This is a genomic window from Fictibacillus marinisediminis (genome assembly GCF_023149135.1).
GTDB classification, from domain to species: domain Bacteria; phylum Bacillota; class Bacilli; order Bacillales; family Fictibacillaceae; genus Fictibacillus_C; species Fictibacillus_C marinisediminis.
Genome location: NZ_JAIWJX010000002.1, coordinates 786,404 through 802,357, shown reverse-complemented (window position 1 = coordinate 802,357; position 15,954 = coordinate 786,404). Strand labels below are relative to the sequence as shown.

At 43.1% G+C, this 15,954-nt stretch carries 17 protein-coding genes and 1 pseudogene; 10 read left to right on the top strand and 8 right to left on the bottom strand.

All coding sequences use genetic code 11. The features are described 5' to 3' along the window. Window positions 1-39: 39 nt before the first annotated feature. Window positions 40-474, top strand: coding sequence for a GNAT family N-acetyltransferase (locus tag LCY76_RS04470; RefSeq protein ID WP_062236706.1), 435 nt, complete (start codon window positions 40-42; stop codon window positions 472-474). A 140-nt stretch (window positions 475-614) separates the two neighbouring features. Here LCY76_RS04470 and LCY76_RS04465 read toward each other — a convergent pair whose 3' ends face one another. The 4 genes and pseudogenes from LCY76_RS04465 to LCY76_RS04450 form a co-directional block, all read right to left on the bottom strand. After that, window positions 615-2,099 (bottom strand): aldehyde dehydrogenase family protein, encoded by a 1,485-nt coding sequence (locus LCY76_RS04465; protein ID WP_053355567.1) that lies wholly within the window; start codon window positions 2,097-2,099, stop codon window positions 615-617. A gap of 158 nt (window positions 2,100-2,257) precedes the next feature. Then, window positions 2,258-3,103, bottom strand: a complete 846-nt coding sequence (locus LCY76_RS04460) for a Cof-type HAD-IIB family hydrolase (RefSeq protein ID WP_248251614.1) — start codon at window positions 3,101-3,103, stop codon at window positions 2,258-2,260. 268 nt (window positions 3,104-3,371) lie between these two features. Next, on the bottom strand, window positions 3,372-3,734 hold the full coding sequence (locus LCY76_RS04455; RefSeq protein WP_156316400.1) for a YlbF/YmcA family competence regulator: 363 nt from the start codon (window positions 3,732-3,734) through the stop codon (window positions 3,372-3,374). A 45-nt stretch (window positions 3,735-3,779) separates the two neighbouring features. Next, window positions 3,780-3,869, bottom strand: a pseudogene (locus tag LCY76_RS04450) (hypothetical protein); the annotation flags it as partial. A gap of 123 nt (window positions 3,870-3,992) precedes the next feature. Here LCY76_RS04450 and LCY76_RS04445 point away from each other — a divergent pair. From LCY76_RS04445 to LCY76_RS04425, 5 genes are all read left to right on the top strand, one after another. Next, complete coding sequence (locus LCY76_RS04445; RefSeq protein WP_248251613.1) at window positions 3,993-5,348, top strand: YheC/YheD family endospore coat-associated protein; 1,356 nt, start codon at window positions 3,993-3,995, stop codon at window positions 5,346-5,348. 79 nt (window positions 5,349-5,427) lie between these two features. After that, window positions 5,428-6,312 (top strand): PucR family transcriptional regulator, encoded by an 885-nt coding sequence (locus tag LCY76_RS04440; protein WP_248251612.1) that lies wholly within the window; start codon window positions 5,428-5,430, stop codon window positions 6,310-6,312. A gap of 197 nt (window positions 6,313-6,509) precedes the next feature. Continuing rightward, complete coding sequence (locus tag LCY76_RS04435; protein ID WP_248251611.1) at window positions 6,510-7,607, top strand: ABC transporter ATP-binding protein; 1,098 nt, start codon at window positions 6,510-6,512, stop codon at window positions 7,605-7,607. Between the two features lie 212 nt (window positions 7,608-7,819). Further along, complete coding sequence (locus LCY76_RS04430) at window positions 7,820-8,575, top strand: transporter substrate-binding domain-containing protein (protein WP_248251610.1); 756 nt, start codon at window positions 7,820-7,822, stop codon at window positions 8,573-8,575. Beyond that, window positions 8,568-9,221, top strand: a complete 654-nt coding sequence (locus LCY76_RS04425; RefSeq protein ID WP_248251609.1) for an amino acid ABC transporter permease — start codon at window positions 8,568-8,570, stop codon at window positions 9,219-9,221. The genes LCY76_RS04430 and LCY76_RS04425 overlap by 8 nt, the downstream gene beginning before the upstream one ends. A 41-nt stretch (window positions 9,222-9,262) precedes the next feature. Here LCY76_RS04425 and LCY76_RS04420 read toward each other — a convergent pair whose 3' ends face one another. Beyond that, window positions 9,263-9,526: a hypothetical protein gene (locus tag LCY76_RS04420; protein WP_248251608.1), complete on the bottom strand. Its 264-nt coding sequence runs from the start codon at window positions 9,524-9,526 to the stop codon at window positions 9,263-9,265. Window positions 9,527-9,594: 68 nt separating this feature from the next. After that, the gene (locus LCY76_RS04415; RefSeq protein WP_053355577.1) at window positions 9,595-9,798 is read right to left on the bottom strand and encodes an alpha/beta-type small acid-soluble spore protein; all 204 of its coding nucleotides are present in this window, start codon (window positions 9,796-9,798) and stop codon (window positions 9,595-9,597) included. Window positions 9,799-10,036: 238 nt separating this feature from the next. Between LCY76_RS04415 and LCY76_RS04410 the strand changes: the two genes are divergently transcribed. The 3 genes from LCY76_RS04410 to ymzB all read left to right on the top strand — a co-directional run bounded on the left by LCY76_RS04410 (window position 10,037) and on the right by ymzB (window position 12,197). Further along, a complete protein-coding gene (locus LCY76_RS04410) occupies window positions 10,037-11,275 on the top strand; it encodes a DUF2157 domain-containing protein (RefSeq protein ID WP_248251607.1) in 1,239 nt (412 codons plus the stop codon). Beyond that, on the top strand, window positions 11,262-11,768 hold the full coding sequence (locus LCY76_RS04405) for a GDYXXLXY domain-containing protein (protein ID WP_248251606.1): 507 nt from the start codon (window positions 11,262-11,264) through the stop codon (window positions 11,766-11,768). Before LCY76_RS04410 ends, LCY76_RS04405 begins: the two co-directional genes overlap by 14 nt. A gap of 93 nt (window positions 11,769-11,861) precedes the next feature. Continuing rightward, complete coding sequence (gene ymzB, locus LCY76_RS04400; protein ID WP_248251605.1) at window positions 11,862-12,197, top strand: protein YmzB; 336 nt, start codon at window positions 11,862-11,864, stop codon at window positions 12,195-12,197. 26 nt (window positions 12,198-12,223) lie between these two features. On the opposite strand, the gene LCY76_RS04395 is transcribed toward ymzB, so the two are convergent. Further along, window positions 12,224-13,540, bottom strand: coding sequence for a globin-coupled sensor protein (locus tag LCY76_RS04395; RefSeq protein ID WP_248251604.1), 1,317 nt, complete (start codon window positions 13,538-13,540; stop codon window positions 12,224-12,226). A gap of 173 nt (window positions 13,541-13,713) precedes the next feature. Here LCY76_RS04395 and LCY76_RS04390 point away from each other — a divergent pair, with 173 nt between their 5' ends. Beyond that, window positions 13,714-13,884 (top strand): hypothetical protein, encoded by a 171-nt coding sequence (locus LCY76_RS04390; RefSeq protein ID WP_248251603.1) that lies wholly within the window; start codon window positions 13,714-13,716, stop codon window positions 13,882-13,884. Window positions 13,885-13,929: 45 nt separating this feature from the next. On the opposite strand, the gene LCY76_RS04385 is transcribed toward LCY76_RS04390, so the two are convergent. Beyond that, on the bottom strand, window positions 13,930-15,951 hold the full coding sequence (locus LCY76_RS04385) for an ABC transporter ATP-binding protein (protein WP_248251602.1): 2,022 nt from the start codon (window positions 15,949-15,951) through the stop codon (window positions 13,930-13,932). Window positions 15,952-15,954 lie beyond the last annotated feature (3 nt).

Below are 15,954 nucleotides of genomic sequence, written 5' to 3'. Positions count from 1 at the left end.
TTTCCTAATTTTCTTATCTTACTAAAAAGAGGTGCGAAGATGAGTGAAATTTTCATTCGGAGGGGGACGATTGAGGATAGCCTGTCTCTCTCTTATTTAATGGGCGATCTCGGCTATCCTACCACCGAAGAAGAAATGAGAGACCGATTAACATATATTCTTCAGGATCCTTCCTACATTTGCTTTGTCGCTTGCTATAATGATCTTGTCATTGGAATGATCGGTCTCGTCAAGGGCTATTATTTCGAGAAGAACGGGACGTATTTGAGGATTATTGCCCTCGTGGTCTGTGAGGAGTATCAAGGAAATGGATTCGGCAAATCGTTAGTGCGCCATGCGGAAGAGTGGGCAGAGGAACAAGGGTGCACATCCATCGTTCTCCACAGCGGAAAACACCGTACCGATACCCATGAGTTCTACCGTAACCTTGACTATGACGATACCGGACTCCGCTTTATAAAAGTTATGATTTAAAAACAACATAAAAAAGCCCGGCTGCTGGATCTAGCAGCCGGGCTTTTCGTTTCCGTTCAGTTATTGACCCCTTAATCATGTATATCTATTTGCCTGTGCCGGGTCGCTTCCCTGGATCACACATGCTTTTGCTTGTCTTTTTATTTTAGGTTAACCCACACACTTTTTACTTCTGTGTAGTTATTTAGCGCATAAGAGCCCATCTCACGGCCCATTCCGGATTGCTTGTATCCGCCGAATGGAGAAGCTGCATCAAACGCATTATAGCAGTTAATCCAGACTGTACCGGCTTTTAAGTTATTGGATACATAGTGTGCCGTTTTTAAGTTTTCAGTCCACAATCCTGCAGCAAGACCATACTCAGAACGGTTCGCACGCTCGATAACTTCGTCCAGGTCTTCAAACGGCATCGCTGCTACAACCGGTCCGAAGATCTCTTCTTTAGCGATCGTCATCTTATCGTCTACATCCGCAAAAATAGTAGGCTCTACAAAGTAACCTTGCTCAAACGGCCTCGTTCCTCCCGTTAACAGTTCGGCTCCTTCATCTTTCCCTTTTTCAATGTAGCTCATGACACGGTTATGCTGCTCTTCTGATACAAGCGGCCCCATCGTGGTGTCCGGATCAAGGCCAGGACCCTGCTTAATGTTCTTCGCATGGGAAACCATGTCCGCCATTACATTGTCAAAAGCTTTCTTTTGAATGAACAAACGGGAACCTGCGCAGCAAACTTGTCCTTGGTTGAACATGATTCCGCCCAATGCACCAGGAATAGCACGTGTCATGTCTGCATCCGGAAGAATGATATTCGGTGATTTACCGCCAAGCTCAAGCGTTACACGTTTTAGTGAATCCGCTGCATTTCTCATGATCATCTTACCGACTTCAGTTGATCCGGTAAAGGCGATTTTGTTCACTTCCGGATGATCAACAAGAGCTGCTCCTGTTTCACCCGCACCTGTTACTACATTCAGAACGCCCTCTGGGAATCCTGCTTCTTGAGCAAGCTGTGCAAGATAAAGAGCAGACAGCGGAGTTTGCTCAGCTGGCTTCAGTACAACTGTACAGCCTGTTGCAAGTGCTGCCCCAAGCTTCCATGCAGCCATTAAGAGCGGGAAGTTCCAAGGGATGATTTGTCCTACAACCCCAACCGGCTCGTGGCGGGTATAGTTAAAGAAACTCCCTGCAACCGGGATGGTTTGTCCGACGATTTTAGTTGCCCAGCCAGCATAGTAGCGAAAATGCTCAATTGCCAGAGGAACATCTGCATTCATCGTTTCGCGGATCGGTTTCCCGTTATCCAGCGTATCAAGCTGTGCAAGCTCTTCTTTGTTCTGTTCCATCAAGTCTGCAAGCTTATAGATTAAATAACTGCGCTTCGCTGCGCTCATTTTAGTCCAATATCCAGAATCAAAAGCTTTTCGCGCCGCATCAACCGCAAGATCGATATCTTCTTTTCCGCCTTCTGCAACAAGCGCCAAAACCTCTCCTGTTGAAGGATTAAGTGTTTCAAACGTTTTTCCTGATTTAGAGGTTACCCATTCACCATTAATAAAAAGTTTCTTCGTGCCGTTTAGGAATTCTGCCACCTTTGGCTTCAAATTCAGGTTAACTGTTTTTTCCATTACAATCCTCCTCATATACTTGTTCCTTACATCAAAATGATTCGACAGTACTTTATGAAAACCCTTTCAAAATTTGTCGTTTTTCAATTTGTAATAAAAATGAAATATATTTTACATTAAAAACCAAAGGAAAAAGCCCCGTTTTCGGAGCTTTTTCGTTAATATAGTCCCACTCTCAGCTGCTTTCGGAAAACTTCTTTTATCATATATGGCACTCCGAGCTGATCGTTCGTCCTGGTGATCCAATTTGCAGCCTGTTTCACATCTTCAGGAGCATTGCCCATGGCCACTCCAAGTCCTGCCATCTCAATCATTTCCCTGTCATTATGAGAATCACCGACAGCCACCATCTCCTCAGGGGTCACATCAAGCTTCAAGCCGAGCAGTCTTAATGCATTGGCTTTCGTGACATTGGGGGAAGTAATTTCGAAATTGCACTTCGTCGAGGAGGTATACTCAAAATTGGCAAAATGCGTTCTCAAATGCTGTTCCGCTGACCTCCGCTCTCTTTCCTCAAAGAACTGAACGTCAATCTTAGACGGGGTAATCTCTTTTTCCAGTACATTACTGCTCAGGTTCTCCGTGAACGTTACTGGGTAGAAAAGCGGATCCCCTGCACCCAATGTTACCTTCGCAACGAGCTGGTTTTTCTGCTGAACCTGGTTTCCGACTGAGAACCGTTCATGCACAAGCCGGATATGACAATTGTAATTCTCTAAAATATTGACAATCCGATACGTGTCTTCTTTTGAAATATGTGATTCAAAAAACGGTTCATCCACACTAGAAGCGATATACCCGCCGTTTTGGCTGATTAAATAACCATCAAGTTTCAATGCCTTAGCGATCTTTTTTGTAGATGGAAAATTCCTCCCTGAGGCCAGTGTGATATAAACGCCCTTCTTCTTCACATAATCTATCGCTTCCCTCGTTTCCTTATCCAAACGAAAATTGCTTCTCAACAGGGTCCCATCGATGTCAAGAATCAGCATCCGGTATACCATGGCAATCCCCCCTATTTATCGAATAAAGACTCTCTCTGTCAAAATGTATTCCCCTATCGAAGAAGGTAGAACAGATAAAGAAAACACAGCTTGCGTATTGTGCAAGCTGATCTTATTTTCGCTCAATTATTTTGAGTTCGGCGCATTTAATCTGAACTAGGCACAATTATGCAATGGTTTGGCTCAATTCCCCCCCCCCCCCGTGCAACAAAAAAAGCCGTCTCCCTGCACAAAATGCACACCGGAGACGGCTTTTCACATGATATATTTATTGCTCGTTATCTACCATTGGTCCGTAGATCTCTTCGAGCGGTTTAGTGATGATTTTATTCAGATCAGAAATGGTTAGACTCATGCGCTGTTCAGTTGCCATGAGTTTGCTGATGATTTCATTTTGCTGAACGGCTTGGAACATGGCTTGAGCTTTTTCCACTTCCTCTTGTGTTACTTGTTCGCCGGTCATTTGTTTTTGCTGAAGGCCCATTTGCAGATTGCGGAATTCTTCAAACATTTTTTGTGCTTCTGCATCAGCATTAACTTCTGCATAGCATTGTTTTAATGTTTGGAAATCCTCGCTGTCGCGCAAAGCTTTTTCAAGGCTGTATGCCAAGTCATAAATATTAGACATGATTGTATTCCTCCTTAAATCTCTGAATCTCTACCACTATAACAGACCTTACATGAACATCACAATTAAAGCCTGGAAGAACCCGATGGCTCCTCCCAGCAATGCGCCAAGCCAGGTAATCATTTTCAGTTCTTTTCTCGCATTTGTCTCCTAATTGTTAAACACGATTATCATACTGCTATCATAGTATACGATATCGGCATAAGCCTAATCAATCGAGAATGCCATCGCAAGGCGCACTTCTCGTGGGGAGGAAAAGAAATGCAGCATGTACTTCCAATCTGCAAAGGCAAGGATGATGGAAGCAGAGTCTATGTGCCGGAATATCTCTTACAACACGGCAGGCACCGCGTATCCTTGTCCTTTGGTTCAAGAACCGTTTTATGCGAAGCTGTTCCTCATTCCAAAAGGGAAATTCAATTATCGAAGTCCCTTTGGGATTTGCTGTCCATACCTTTTGAAGCAAAAATCCACGTACATATTGAGGATTCACGCATCCTGATCGGGCCGCTTGTGGGTATTTTTACATCAGGGGTAGGCCTTTTTCCTTCCCGTCCGGTAGGAGAGAGATCTGCTTTTTTCAGTAAGCTTCTCTCTGCAGACCGACAAGTCGGGGCTTATTATTTTGTATTTGGTCCTGAGCAATTACAGCAGGAAAATCGGATGATTCAGGGATTCTTTTACTCGGAGAAAGGATGGTCACAGCACCTCGTCCCCCTTCCCTCCATCATCTACAACCAGATTCCCAATCGGCGAACAGAAAGCAGCTTGAAATATCAGAAAGCTGTTCATCTGCTTGACCTTGAATGGGAGATTCCATTCTTTAACCCTTCTTTTTTCAGCAAATGGGAGATTTTTCGGTTTCTGCAAAAAGATAAGGAGATGAGGGACTACCTGCCCTATACGGTGATCAATCCAGGAGTTCAGCTAATTGAAAATATGTTAAACACGTATTCTGCTGTTTTCTTCAAGCCGATCGGGGGCAGCCATGGTCGAGGAATTCTTTCCGTGCACAAAGAGCCGGCTGGAGGTTACAGCTGCAGATTCCTTGAAGATCACCGTCCTAAAATCGAGCATTTCCAAAGTTTGATCTCTCTTCTGAAAACACGAAAACTCTATGGCCGGCTTCAGGATACGCTAGTACAGCAAGGGATAGACCTGATCACTTGGAAACAGCGGCCGGTTGACTTTAGAGTGCATACGAATAAAAACCGGGACGGAAAGTGGGTGGCCAGTGCGATGGCCGCAAAGATTGCCGGTACACAGGCCCATACCACACATCTGGCTTACGGCGGTGAAATAAAGCGGGCCGAAGAGGTAATCCAGCATGCCGGCCTCCCTTCAAAATCAGCTTTGAAACTAACAAAAGCCGCATTACAGCTCAGCCATAAAATTGATGAGAACATATCGGGCCTCATCGGAGAAATTGGATTTGATTTTGGCTTGGACCAGCAAGGAAAGGTTTGGCTGATTGAAGCCAATTCCCGTCCAGGAAGGGGCATTTTCTCCCATTCTTCCTTTAGAGCAGAAGATTATTCGACGAGAATGCTTCCTTTGCAATATGCTGTTCATCTCGCCAAACAGGCCTTTGTTTCCAAAGGGCTGAACGTGACCTAAGTGCAGGTCCCCTCTTTTTTTGTTACATCCTGATCTGCACTGGTATACTAACAGTAGATTAAACAAAGGGGTTTTCGGCATGCTATCCAAACTTAAAGATTATTATGGAGACCATTTCACTATATCTACCAGCCGCCCGGAACACTATTATTGGTTTGCAGATCAACAGGGAAAAAGATTCGGGATTGCCAAACCAGCGGTTACCTCAGATGAACTGAGCTTATTAAACTCGCTGTTCTCACAAGAAGCTGAAGTACCTCTCTCTCAGCAGCAAATCTTTTGGAAGAACGTGCTCGCAGGAAATCCACCCGAAAAAGAGGCCGGTACCAGCTTCAGGTTCATTCATTTCTTTTTAAAAAGCCCCCTTTCCGATCAGGAAGCAGAAGCATTTATGGAAGCCGTATCAGGCATTTTCCCTTCTGAAGTAAACGTTTTGTTTATAAACGCTCATTATGGCGTTCTGATCGAGCCGAAAACAGATGAAGCGGAAGAATTGCCCTACGATCAGGTAAAATCTGTCCTGACGGGTGATTTTTACACCGATCTGGACTTGTTCCTCGGGATGTGGCTTCAGGATTATGAAGCCGCATCTGAACAATTCAAACTGGAAAGGGAACTGTTCTCTTCAGTGCGGCCGTTTCTTCCACCACAAGAGGTGTACAGCCGTGAAGACCTTGTCCCTTATCTGCTGCTCACCCAGACGGACAAGCCTGCCCATCATTATATTTCCCAGCTGATCCCTGATGAACTATTTGACGACAGAGACCTCATTCAAAGCATCCAAGTGTTCCTTGAATGCAACATGAACCTGTCGATGGCGGCAAAGAAACTTTACATCCACCGAAACAGCCTTCAGTACCGGGTTGATAAATTTATCGAGAGAACCGGAATCGACGTTAAACAATTCAAACCAGCCGTTGCAGTGTATCATGCGTTAATCAGCCGTGAACGAACAAACAGGTAAAGTTTTGAAGTAGTGTTTTATACACAGCATAATTAAGGTTATTTTTTATGCTTTGCATAAAAAACCTTTTGTGCACTATGCACAAAAATAGCGCTTTCAATTCGGCCAAGCCTCCAATATACGAAAGCCCTTACATTCGATACAATGAAGGCAACCAGCAAATGCTTTTCTTTTGCGAACTTAAGGAGGCAGTAACAATGGCAGAAATTAAACTTCAAAATATTGTGAAACGCTATGACAATAAAGTCACTGCAGTACATGACTTTAACCTTGATATTAAAGATAAAGAATTTATTGTATTCGTTGGGCCGTCCGGCTGTGGTAAGTCCACTACTCTTCGTATGATTGCAGGACTTGAAGATATTTCTGAAGGAGATCTTGTGATTGGCGACCGTGTTGTAAACGATGTTGCTCCTAAAGACCGTGATATCGCCATGGTTTTCCAGAACTATGCCCTTTATCCGCACATGAACGTATATGACAATATGGCATTCGGGCTGAAGCTTCGCAAATTCAGCAAAGAAGAAATCGATCGCCGTGTAAAAGATGCTGCACGCATCCTTGGACTTGAACAATACCTTGACCGTAAACCGAAAGCTCTTTCAGGCGGTCAGCGCCAGAGGGTTGCGCTCGGACGTGCCATCGTTCGTGATGCTCAAGTATTCTTGATGGATGAGCCGTTATCCAACCTTGATGCAAAATTGCGTGTTCAGATGCGTGCTGAAATTTCCAAGCTGCATCAGCGCCTTCAAACAACTACGATCTATGTAACGCATGACCAGACAGAAGCGATGACGATGGCAACTCGAATCGTTGTTATGAAAGACGGACACATCCAGCAAGTAGGATCACCGAAAGAAGTATACGATACTCCTGAAAATGTGTTTGTCGGCGGATTTATCGGAAGCCCGGCGATGAACTTCCTCCAAGGAAAAGTAGAGGACGGATTCTTCATCATCAACGATATCCGTGTTGCCATTCCTGGAGGCAAAATGAAAACGCTGAAGGACAACGGTTACCTTAATAAAGAAATAACCCTCGGAATTCGTCCAGAAGACATCCATGATGAGCCTGTGTTCCTTGAGTCTTCTACAAATACAAAGATCACTGCCCGCATTGATGTAGCAGAGCTGATGGGAGCTGAAACTTTCCTATACTCTACAATCGCTGGCCAAGATTTCATCGCGCGTGTTGATTCCCGTACAGATGTTCAGAACGGGCAAAACATTCATCTTGCCTTTGACATGAACAAAGCGCATTTCTTCGATAACGACACGGAAGAGCGCATTAGATAATTTCAAGTTCAAAAACCTCTTTTCTTCCTGAGAAAGAGGTTTTTTTATTTTTTCTTCATTTCATGTGAAAATCGTTCTGAAATAGGGAATAATGTTTAATCATTGACAACAACTTAGTTTACTGATTAAAATGACTAAAGAATTCTGATGTGTTTTATCGGTTTAAACTAAAAAAATAATCCAAATTTGGATTTATAACGGAGGTTTTTTACATGAAAAAGCTGTGGGCATTACTCATGGTTTCTGTCATGCTTGCTGGTGTGTTAACCGCTTGCGGCAACAATGGGGAAAAGAAAAAAGAGTTGACGATCGGAACGGAAGCTACATACCCTCCATTCTCTTATCGTGACAAAAAGACGAATGAAGTCACTGGCTATGATGTTGAAGTCGCAAAAGAAGTGGCAAAACGCCTTGATATGAAGCCAAAAGTTGTACCAACCGAATGGAAGAACATGTTTAGTTCTCTAGGAAAGCGATTTGACATGGTAGCGAATCAGGTAACGATTACTCCGGAACGCAAAAAACAATTTGCTTTCTCCAGTCCTTACACCGTGTCTGGCGGGAAAGTAATTGTTAATAAAAACAACAAAGACATTAAAAGCATTAAAGACCTTAAAGGAAAAGTGGTTGGAACCACACAAGGAAGCAACTATGCAGCTCAAGCTGAAAAAGCGGGAGCAAAAGTTAAATATTACAAAGGCATTGCTCAAGTACTGACTGATCTAGATGTTAACCGTGTGGATGCTGCCTTAAATGATGAGCTCTTTATTTTAACCGAGCTTAAAAATACAAAATACAATGTGAAACCTGTAGGAGAGCCATTCTCAGAGAATAAAATGGCATTTGCTTTTAAGAAAAATGATAAAGATTTAGCAAAAAAAGTGGATAAAGCACTCGCTGACATGAAGAAAGACGGCACTCTTTCCAAGCTTTCCAAAAAATACTTTGGAGCAGATGTAAGTGAGTAGTTCTCTCCAATACATGGTGGACTCCCTCCCGTTTTTACTGGAGGGAGCCAAAATCACCGTTATCCTCAGCCTTGGTTCCATAATTGGCTCGCTGATTTTCGGCCTGATCATTGCACTTTGCCGGATGTCTAGCAACAGTGTGCTTGTCCGTTTTGCAAAGGTTTATATCTCTTTTTTTCGCGGAACACCGCTCCTTATTCAATTATTGATCTTATATAATGGTTTTACATTTGCGATTACCCCTGAAGGATGGCAAGCAGCTCTCGTAGGATTGATCCTGCATTTCAGCGCTTATATTGCAGAATCATACCGCGGGGCCATTCAATCCATTCCAAACGGACAATGGGAAGCCGCTTATTCCCTCGGCATGAACTACTTCCAAACGTTCAGGGAAGTAATTTTTCCGCAAGCTTGGCGGATTGCTATCCCATCGATCTGGAATTCATTGATTGATGTTGCTAAATCCTCTTCTCTGGCTTCGGTGATTACCGTTCCAGAACTTACTTCCATTGCAGACCAGCGCAGTGCATCAAGTCTCATCGTCCTGCCGGTACTCTTGGAAGCCGCACTTATCTATTGGGGTATATCCACCCTGCTTGAATGGGGCCGCGAACGCCTGGAACGGCGATTGCGCCTGGTAAAATAAAAATCACCGCTCTTTTTAAAGAGAACGGTGATTTTTTTTGCCTATTGCAGTTCCTCTGAGTTCCATTCAGAAATGAACATAATCATTTCATGCCGGCATATCCGGCAATAATACATATGCGGGCACTGGCCTTCTTTAAAATCAGCCGGATAACCATTTTCAAGCTTTAATCCATCGGAATCCACATAAGGGCTGTAATCATCAAAGTAATCGCTCAGCTTCCCTAGATCTTCACTCAAATTACCGCATTCCGGACAGCGGAAGGCAACATTATGTAATTGATTGCAAACCGGGCACATACTCATTTTGCCTTCCTCTTTTCCTTATCAAAAAGGGCGGATTGCTCCACCCTTTTACAGCCATGATTATAGAGTTATCGAGCTGATCCGCTGATTTGTTGTTGAGCCATTGCTACAAGACGTTTCGTGATTTCTCCACCTACAGATCCGTTAGCACGAGCAGTTGTGTCAGCTCCTAATTGAACACCAAACTCAGAAGCGATTTCGTACTTCATTTGATCAAGAGCTTGTTGAGCACCAGGTACTGCTAATTGGTTTGAGCTATTGTTGTTTGCCATTGATATCACCTCCTCTTGAAACATATTGTGCATCAATTAAAAAAGGTTATGCGCCGGTTTTTTTCCAATTTATGTGGAATGGCCCCAAACGCTGAAAATACAGCATCCTCTTTCCACGTGTGACATATCTTTGGGTTGAGGGTGAAAATATTAACGTGCTCTGTTACAGTGGGGGTGAAGAAATACAACGTTTTATTCGACCTGCATTTTTACAAATTTAAAGAATCGGGGTGGAACAGTGAGTGACAAGTGGCTAATTAAAGAAGGGAAGACGTGGGTACAGGATGGAATTATTACGGAAGAACAATACAAACAGATTCTTTCAAAATATCCAGACGGGCATTCAAAGCAAGGAATCGGACTCATTCCCGTCTTTGCAAGCATTCTCATCGGCCTTGGGATTTTATCCTTCATCGCATCCAACTGGGATGGAATATCACCTCTTTACCGTCTGGTGCTTCTGATTGCCGTTCTCAGTGTGTTCTACACTGCGGGCCATGTTCGGCTAAAAAAAGGAAATCCTGTTCTGGGAAGAGCTTTTATAGCCCTCGGAATCGCGTCTTTTGGAGCTGGACTTATCCTGCTTGGCCAAACATTTCATTTTGTATCCTATGATGCACGCACTTTTATCATTTGGTCCGTTCCAGCTTTGCTTTATCTTTATTTATTTCGCGGGAAGCTTTTGTTCTTTATTTCCTTTGCGATCCTGACCGGAGGCCAGCTTTATGCATTATCCGAATTCTCCAGCTACAGCTATGTGATACTTATTTTGTTTGCGATTGGTCTAGGCTGGTTCGTTTCCGCATCAAAAGACAAGCTGCTTACTTGGTTTTTTTCTGCCGGTCTCGTTTTGCACCTTGTCCTTTATGCCTTAACACTTGAGGATAACTGGCTCTGGCTGATTGTAATCTTGATCGGCTTATATGCCGCAGCTGAAGGATTGAACCAAAATCTCGCTTCACCGTTGCGTTTTTTTACAACGGGTGCTGCCTTTATCACCAGTTTGCTGCTTTATTTCTTCTTAACCAATACTGCCAGTTCGTTGGATTATCCTGATCCGTTATGGTTTGGCATCATATATATTTTGTTGTTTGCTGCAGTTATATCATTAATAATGAAAAAGGGTACTTTTTCCTCATTTTTGAAGACAGGATTATTATTTTTCCCCTGGTTTTATTTCACCTTCCTCATTGGGGAATTCACAGCAGGCATCATTTATTTGATCTCGGCATTCCTATTCTCCGGACTTCTTTTGACGGAAGGATATCAAAAAGAAGAACGATCCCAGATCAATTGGGGAATTATCCTGTTCTTGATTGTAACGTTCATCGCATACATCAATCTGGCGTGGTCATTTATGCCAAAATCTCTCTTCTTCCTGATTGGCGGAATTCTCTTGTTTGCTCTTTATTTCTTTTTGCAGAAAAAGAAAAGGGATGTTCTGGAGGAAGGCGGTGATTCTCATGAAAAAAAATAAATGGTGGATAGGGCTGATCGTTCTTCAAGTACTTGTCCTTTTGGGGATTGCAGCCAGTTATTATGCAGCAGATCACTATGGCAAGGATATTGTTTTAAAAACAAAGCCTGTTGATCCGTCTGATGTTTTCTACGGAGATTACGTAACGCTGAACTATGAGATCAACGAAGTCTCTTCCTCACTTTGGAATGGTAAATCCATCGAGGATCCGACCCCTGTATATGCTGTCCTGTCTCCGGATAACGACGGCTTATATAGGGTAACCAAGGTAACTGGCGATCGTCCTGATGTTAAGGGGCAGCAAGTATATTTAAAAGGAAAAGCAACACCTTCTATGGAAGGATTCCTGCACCTTGAATATGGGCTTGAACGTTATTATGTAAAAGATAACACCGGAAAACAGCTTGAAAGTCCTCATCGTGAATATAAAGTAACCGTTAAGGTCGCATCTTGGGGAAAAGGCGTCATTCAGAGGATCCAGCCTTTAAATTAACCCTCTAATCACATACGATTTATAACGTGTACTCTCTTGGTAACAGGGTTTATTCTGGTGGTTTCAGGGTACATTGTTAAAGAGGTGAGCATAATGAGCGAATTAAAAATTATCGACGTAAAAGACCATATAAATAACTGGGCTGGCCATCAGATTTCCATTCGAAAAGAAGAAAATGGAGATTTGGATCAGATCAACATTCAGCTGGAAGAGGCGACTTTTGAACAGCGGGATGCCATTGATGACTATCTATCCGATAATGTCATGTTCCTGCACGGTAGAGCTTACAGTACGGAAGATGGAGAGTCGACTGAACTTCCATCTGTTTTATATGAGGTTCCCCTTGATGGGATTAGCGGAATCAATATTGATGGCAGCATCATTTCATTTATAACAAACAGAGGGCAATATGCCATCATAAAATCATAAAAAAGAGCCCACTTAGGGCTCTTTTTTTATAGATGATACGTACTGTCTGAAAGGCTTTCAGCAGAATGAGCAATTTGGGCAATGGCATGTTCCATCTCTTTAATAATTTTTGCGATATCCTGTATCTTTCCTCCAACGCTGTTGCTCTGTTTTCTGCTTTCCTCCATGTTTGTGAGAATTTCATTGAAAAAATCGTTCATTTCCTCAACCTCAGCTGTATTCTCATTGATCCAGCTATTGATTTGAGCCGAAGAAGCCGTAATTAAATCCATCCGCCCATTCGTGTTGGAGATATATTCAGCGACTCCTCCTACTGAATCTTTGGTTTGCTCTGCCAGTTTTCTGACTTCTCCCGCTACTACAGCAAAACCTTTACCCATTTCCCCTGCTCTTGCTGCTTCAATGGCTGCATTGAGGGCAAGCAAATTGGTCTGTTCAGCGATCCCTTTCACGAGATCAACAATTTCAATAATATGGCCAGAGTCTTCTTTTAATAAAAGAATCTCTTTTGATATTTGATTCATTTTCTGCTTGATCTGCTGTACCGATGATAAGTGCAGCTCGATCTTTTCTTTGCCTTCTTTTGATTTTTCAGATACGAGAGAGGCATACTCTACACTGCTCTGTGCATGTTCTACAACATCTCCAGACTGTGCGGCAAGCTGTTCGATCGCTGCACTCGCCTCCTGGGCAATGGCAGCCAGTTCGTCAGAAGAAGAGTTGACCGTTTGTTTTACCAATGCTTTCTGCTCTTCAATTTTCATCCTGGCTCTCTCTTCTTCCAGAGAGAACGCCTCAAGAACCAGCTGCTGTTCAAGGTTCAGCATTTTGGTAATGGCTGTTGCCGCAAGATAAAAATCCTCTTTCCCCTCCAGATGTTCGTCCATGATGGATAAAAGAGATAACTGAAGATCCTGAAAAGCGGAAATATACCATTTCGGCTCTAATCCAATTTTAAAATGAATGTGCGCGATCATTTTCCTTTGTTCAATGAAGGCATGGTGAATCTCACCGTTAAACATCTCACGAATATGACGCTCAAGCGTCAGTCTCAGCCGTTCAACAGAACTGTTCTTCTCTATAATCTCAGAAAGCTGAGGTACGTGGGCAATTGTGCTGTAGAACCCAGTGACAACTTCTTCAATATGCTGCGAAACAAAAGGCTGTAGTGCTCGGAGAACCGCCAGATCTTCCGGGGTCATTGAAATCATGGCTAACTGCTTGTCCAGACTGGATCCAGGGCTTCGTTCCATCACAACATGGCTCAATTCATGCAGCACTTGTTCCTGAAGGCTTGATTTCATTTCTTCCTTTTTAAAATACCGAATCATTTTAGTTTTCATTTTGTCTTCTCCCAATCTGCATTTTGGGTATACATTATCCCGTTTTAACATACATTGAATTACATTTATCCACCTAGTTATTATCGGTTAATTATGGATAGGGTTTAATATGTTTTAAGAAGGGGTAATTCTCCACAAACTGGATTTTCTTAACATTAAGTAGGAGGGTATTCATGCATCCTGATTGGAAAAAGAAAATCGTTATTACAGGAATGGCTGCTATATTAAACGTATCAAGTACCGCTGCCGCATCCGGGGGAAGCGAGGGCTCTGGACATGAAAATGGTAAAGGCGGAAAGCTCGATACCAACTGTGCTGAAAGGGAACAAAAGGAAGTACAATAGATTTTCAAAAAAAAAAAAGGGAGCCGGCTGGCTCCCTTTTTAATGTTATACTGCTTTACTCGCTTTCTGTCCTTGTTGAATTTGATACATTTGAAAATAGCGGCCTCGGGCTTCCATCAATGAAGTATGATCGCCCTTTTCAACAATTCTTCCGCGATCCAGGACAAGAATCTGGTCCGCATTTTTAATGGTGGACAGCCTGTGGGCAATGATAAAGGTCGTTCGCCCCCTCTTCAGCACATCAAGCGCCTCTTGAATGATGGCCTCCGTTTCAGTATCGATACTAGCCGTTGCCTCATCCAAAATTAAGATTGCTGGATTGAACGCCAGGGCCCTTGCGAAAGAAAGAAGCTGCCTTTGACCGGAAGAAAGAGTGCTTCCTTTTTCGATGACGGGTTCATCCAATCCTTTTGGAAGGATTTGTACAAACGGCATCGCTCCTACATCAGTAATGGCCTTTTCTACCATCTCTCTTGAAATCGCGGGGTCATCCAGGCTGATGTTTGAAGCGATTGTGCCCGTAAATAGAAATGGATCCTGAAGGACAATCCCCATATGCTCCCTGAGCACCTGCTTTGGCATTTTCATAATATCCTTGCCATCAATAAGGATTCTCCCCTGCTTAATATCATAAAACCGGAAAAGAAGGTTCATAATAGAGCTTTTTCCTGACCCTGTATGGCCGACAAGAGCTACCGTTTCGCCCTGCCTTGCTTCGAAGGTAATATCATTCAAGACATTCTCACCTTCTTTATAAGCAAATGAAACTCCATTGAATGTTACATTTCCTTTATAACGATCAACTTCCTGGACCTTCACATCCATACCCGGCTCATCCAGCAGTACAAATACACGCTCTGCTGATACGAGCGCCTGCTCAAGCTGGGCGAGCTGGTTAACCATCCCGGTGATGGGCTGGAACAGCCGGTTCAAGTAATCAACAAAAGCATAGAGGACACCAACGGAAATCAGGGCGTCCGTCTTAAGTGAGGCCCCTCCGAAGTACCAGATCAAGGCAACAAACGCTAAATTCCTAAGTACACTCACAAGGTTGTGAGAAGTGAGGCCATTTAAACTCAATAGCCTATTTTGAAACGAAAAATATTTCTCATTCATCTCTTCAAACTCTTTTGTCGTTTCCTTCTGCCGTTTAAACGCCCGTATAATTGGCATGCCTTGGATGGATTCGTTGACCATTCCATTGATGTCGCTCAGTGTTGAACGGATAATATGGTTATACTTAGAAGCAAGTTTTCGATAGAGTGTAATCCAAACAACCAGAATCGGCACGAGAATCATCGTGATCAGGGCGAGACGCATATCCAGTATGAACAGCGCTGTGAAGATTCCCGCCATATAAATAATTCCTGTGAAGAAATTAGAAAGTACATTAACGAACAGCTCTTTAATTGCTTCTGTATCATTCGTCACCCGTGATACTATTTTTCCTGCCGGCTGATTATCAAAATACGTAATCGGCACTCTCTGGATCTGTGAAAATACATCCTGCCGCAGCTTCTTGATGACCAGATTGGAGGAGCTCTGCAGCATGTACCTTTGTCCGTACTGAAACAATCCAGCAAATAACAATAGAACAAAATAAATGCCCGTCAGCTTAAACAGCCCTCTTATCTCCGGCTTATAAAATTTAAAAAGCTCACTGTTCTTCAGCTGTACTGCCGGATATTTAGTGGTTACACCTTTAGAAGTGACCATGATTTCCTTGTTTTTGTAACTCTTTTCCCCTTCTAATTTTGCGGACTGATTAATGAAGTAATACTTTCTCCCAATCTGGGTAATCCTAGCCTGTTTTCCTTTTGGTTCACCGGACTGAAAACGATCTTCGCGCTGATATCGGCTCCCCTTATAAGTAACCGTGTCTTTATCTTGAGCAGTCGTTTTGTACCAAGGCTTTTCAATGCCTAGAATGTGCACATCAATCATGCGCTTGGCGATGAACGGACCGGTTAACTCTGCAGATACGGCCAAAGCCAGCAATAGCAGACCTATAATAAAACTTTTTTTATAAATCAGTGCATAACGAAATAATCTCTTCCCTACGTTCAAATC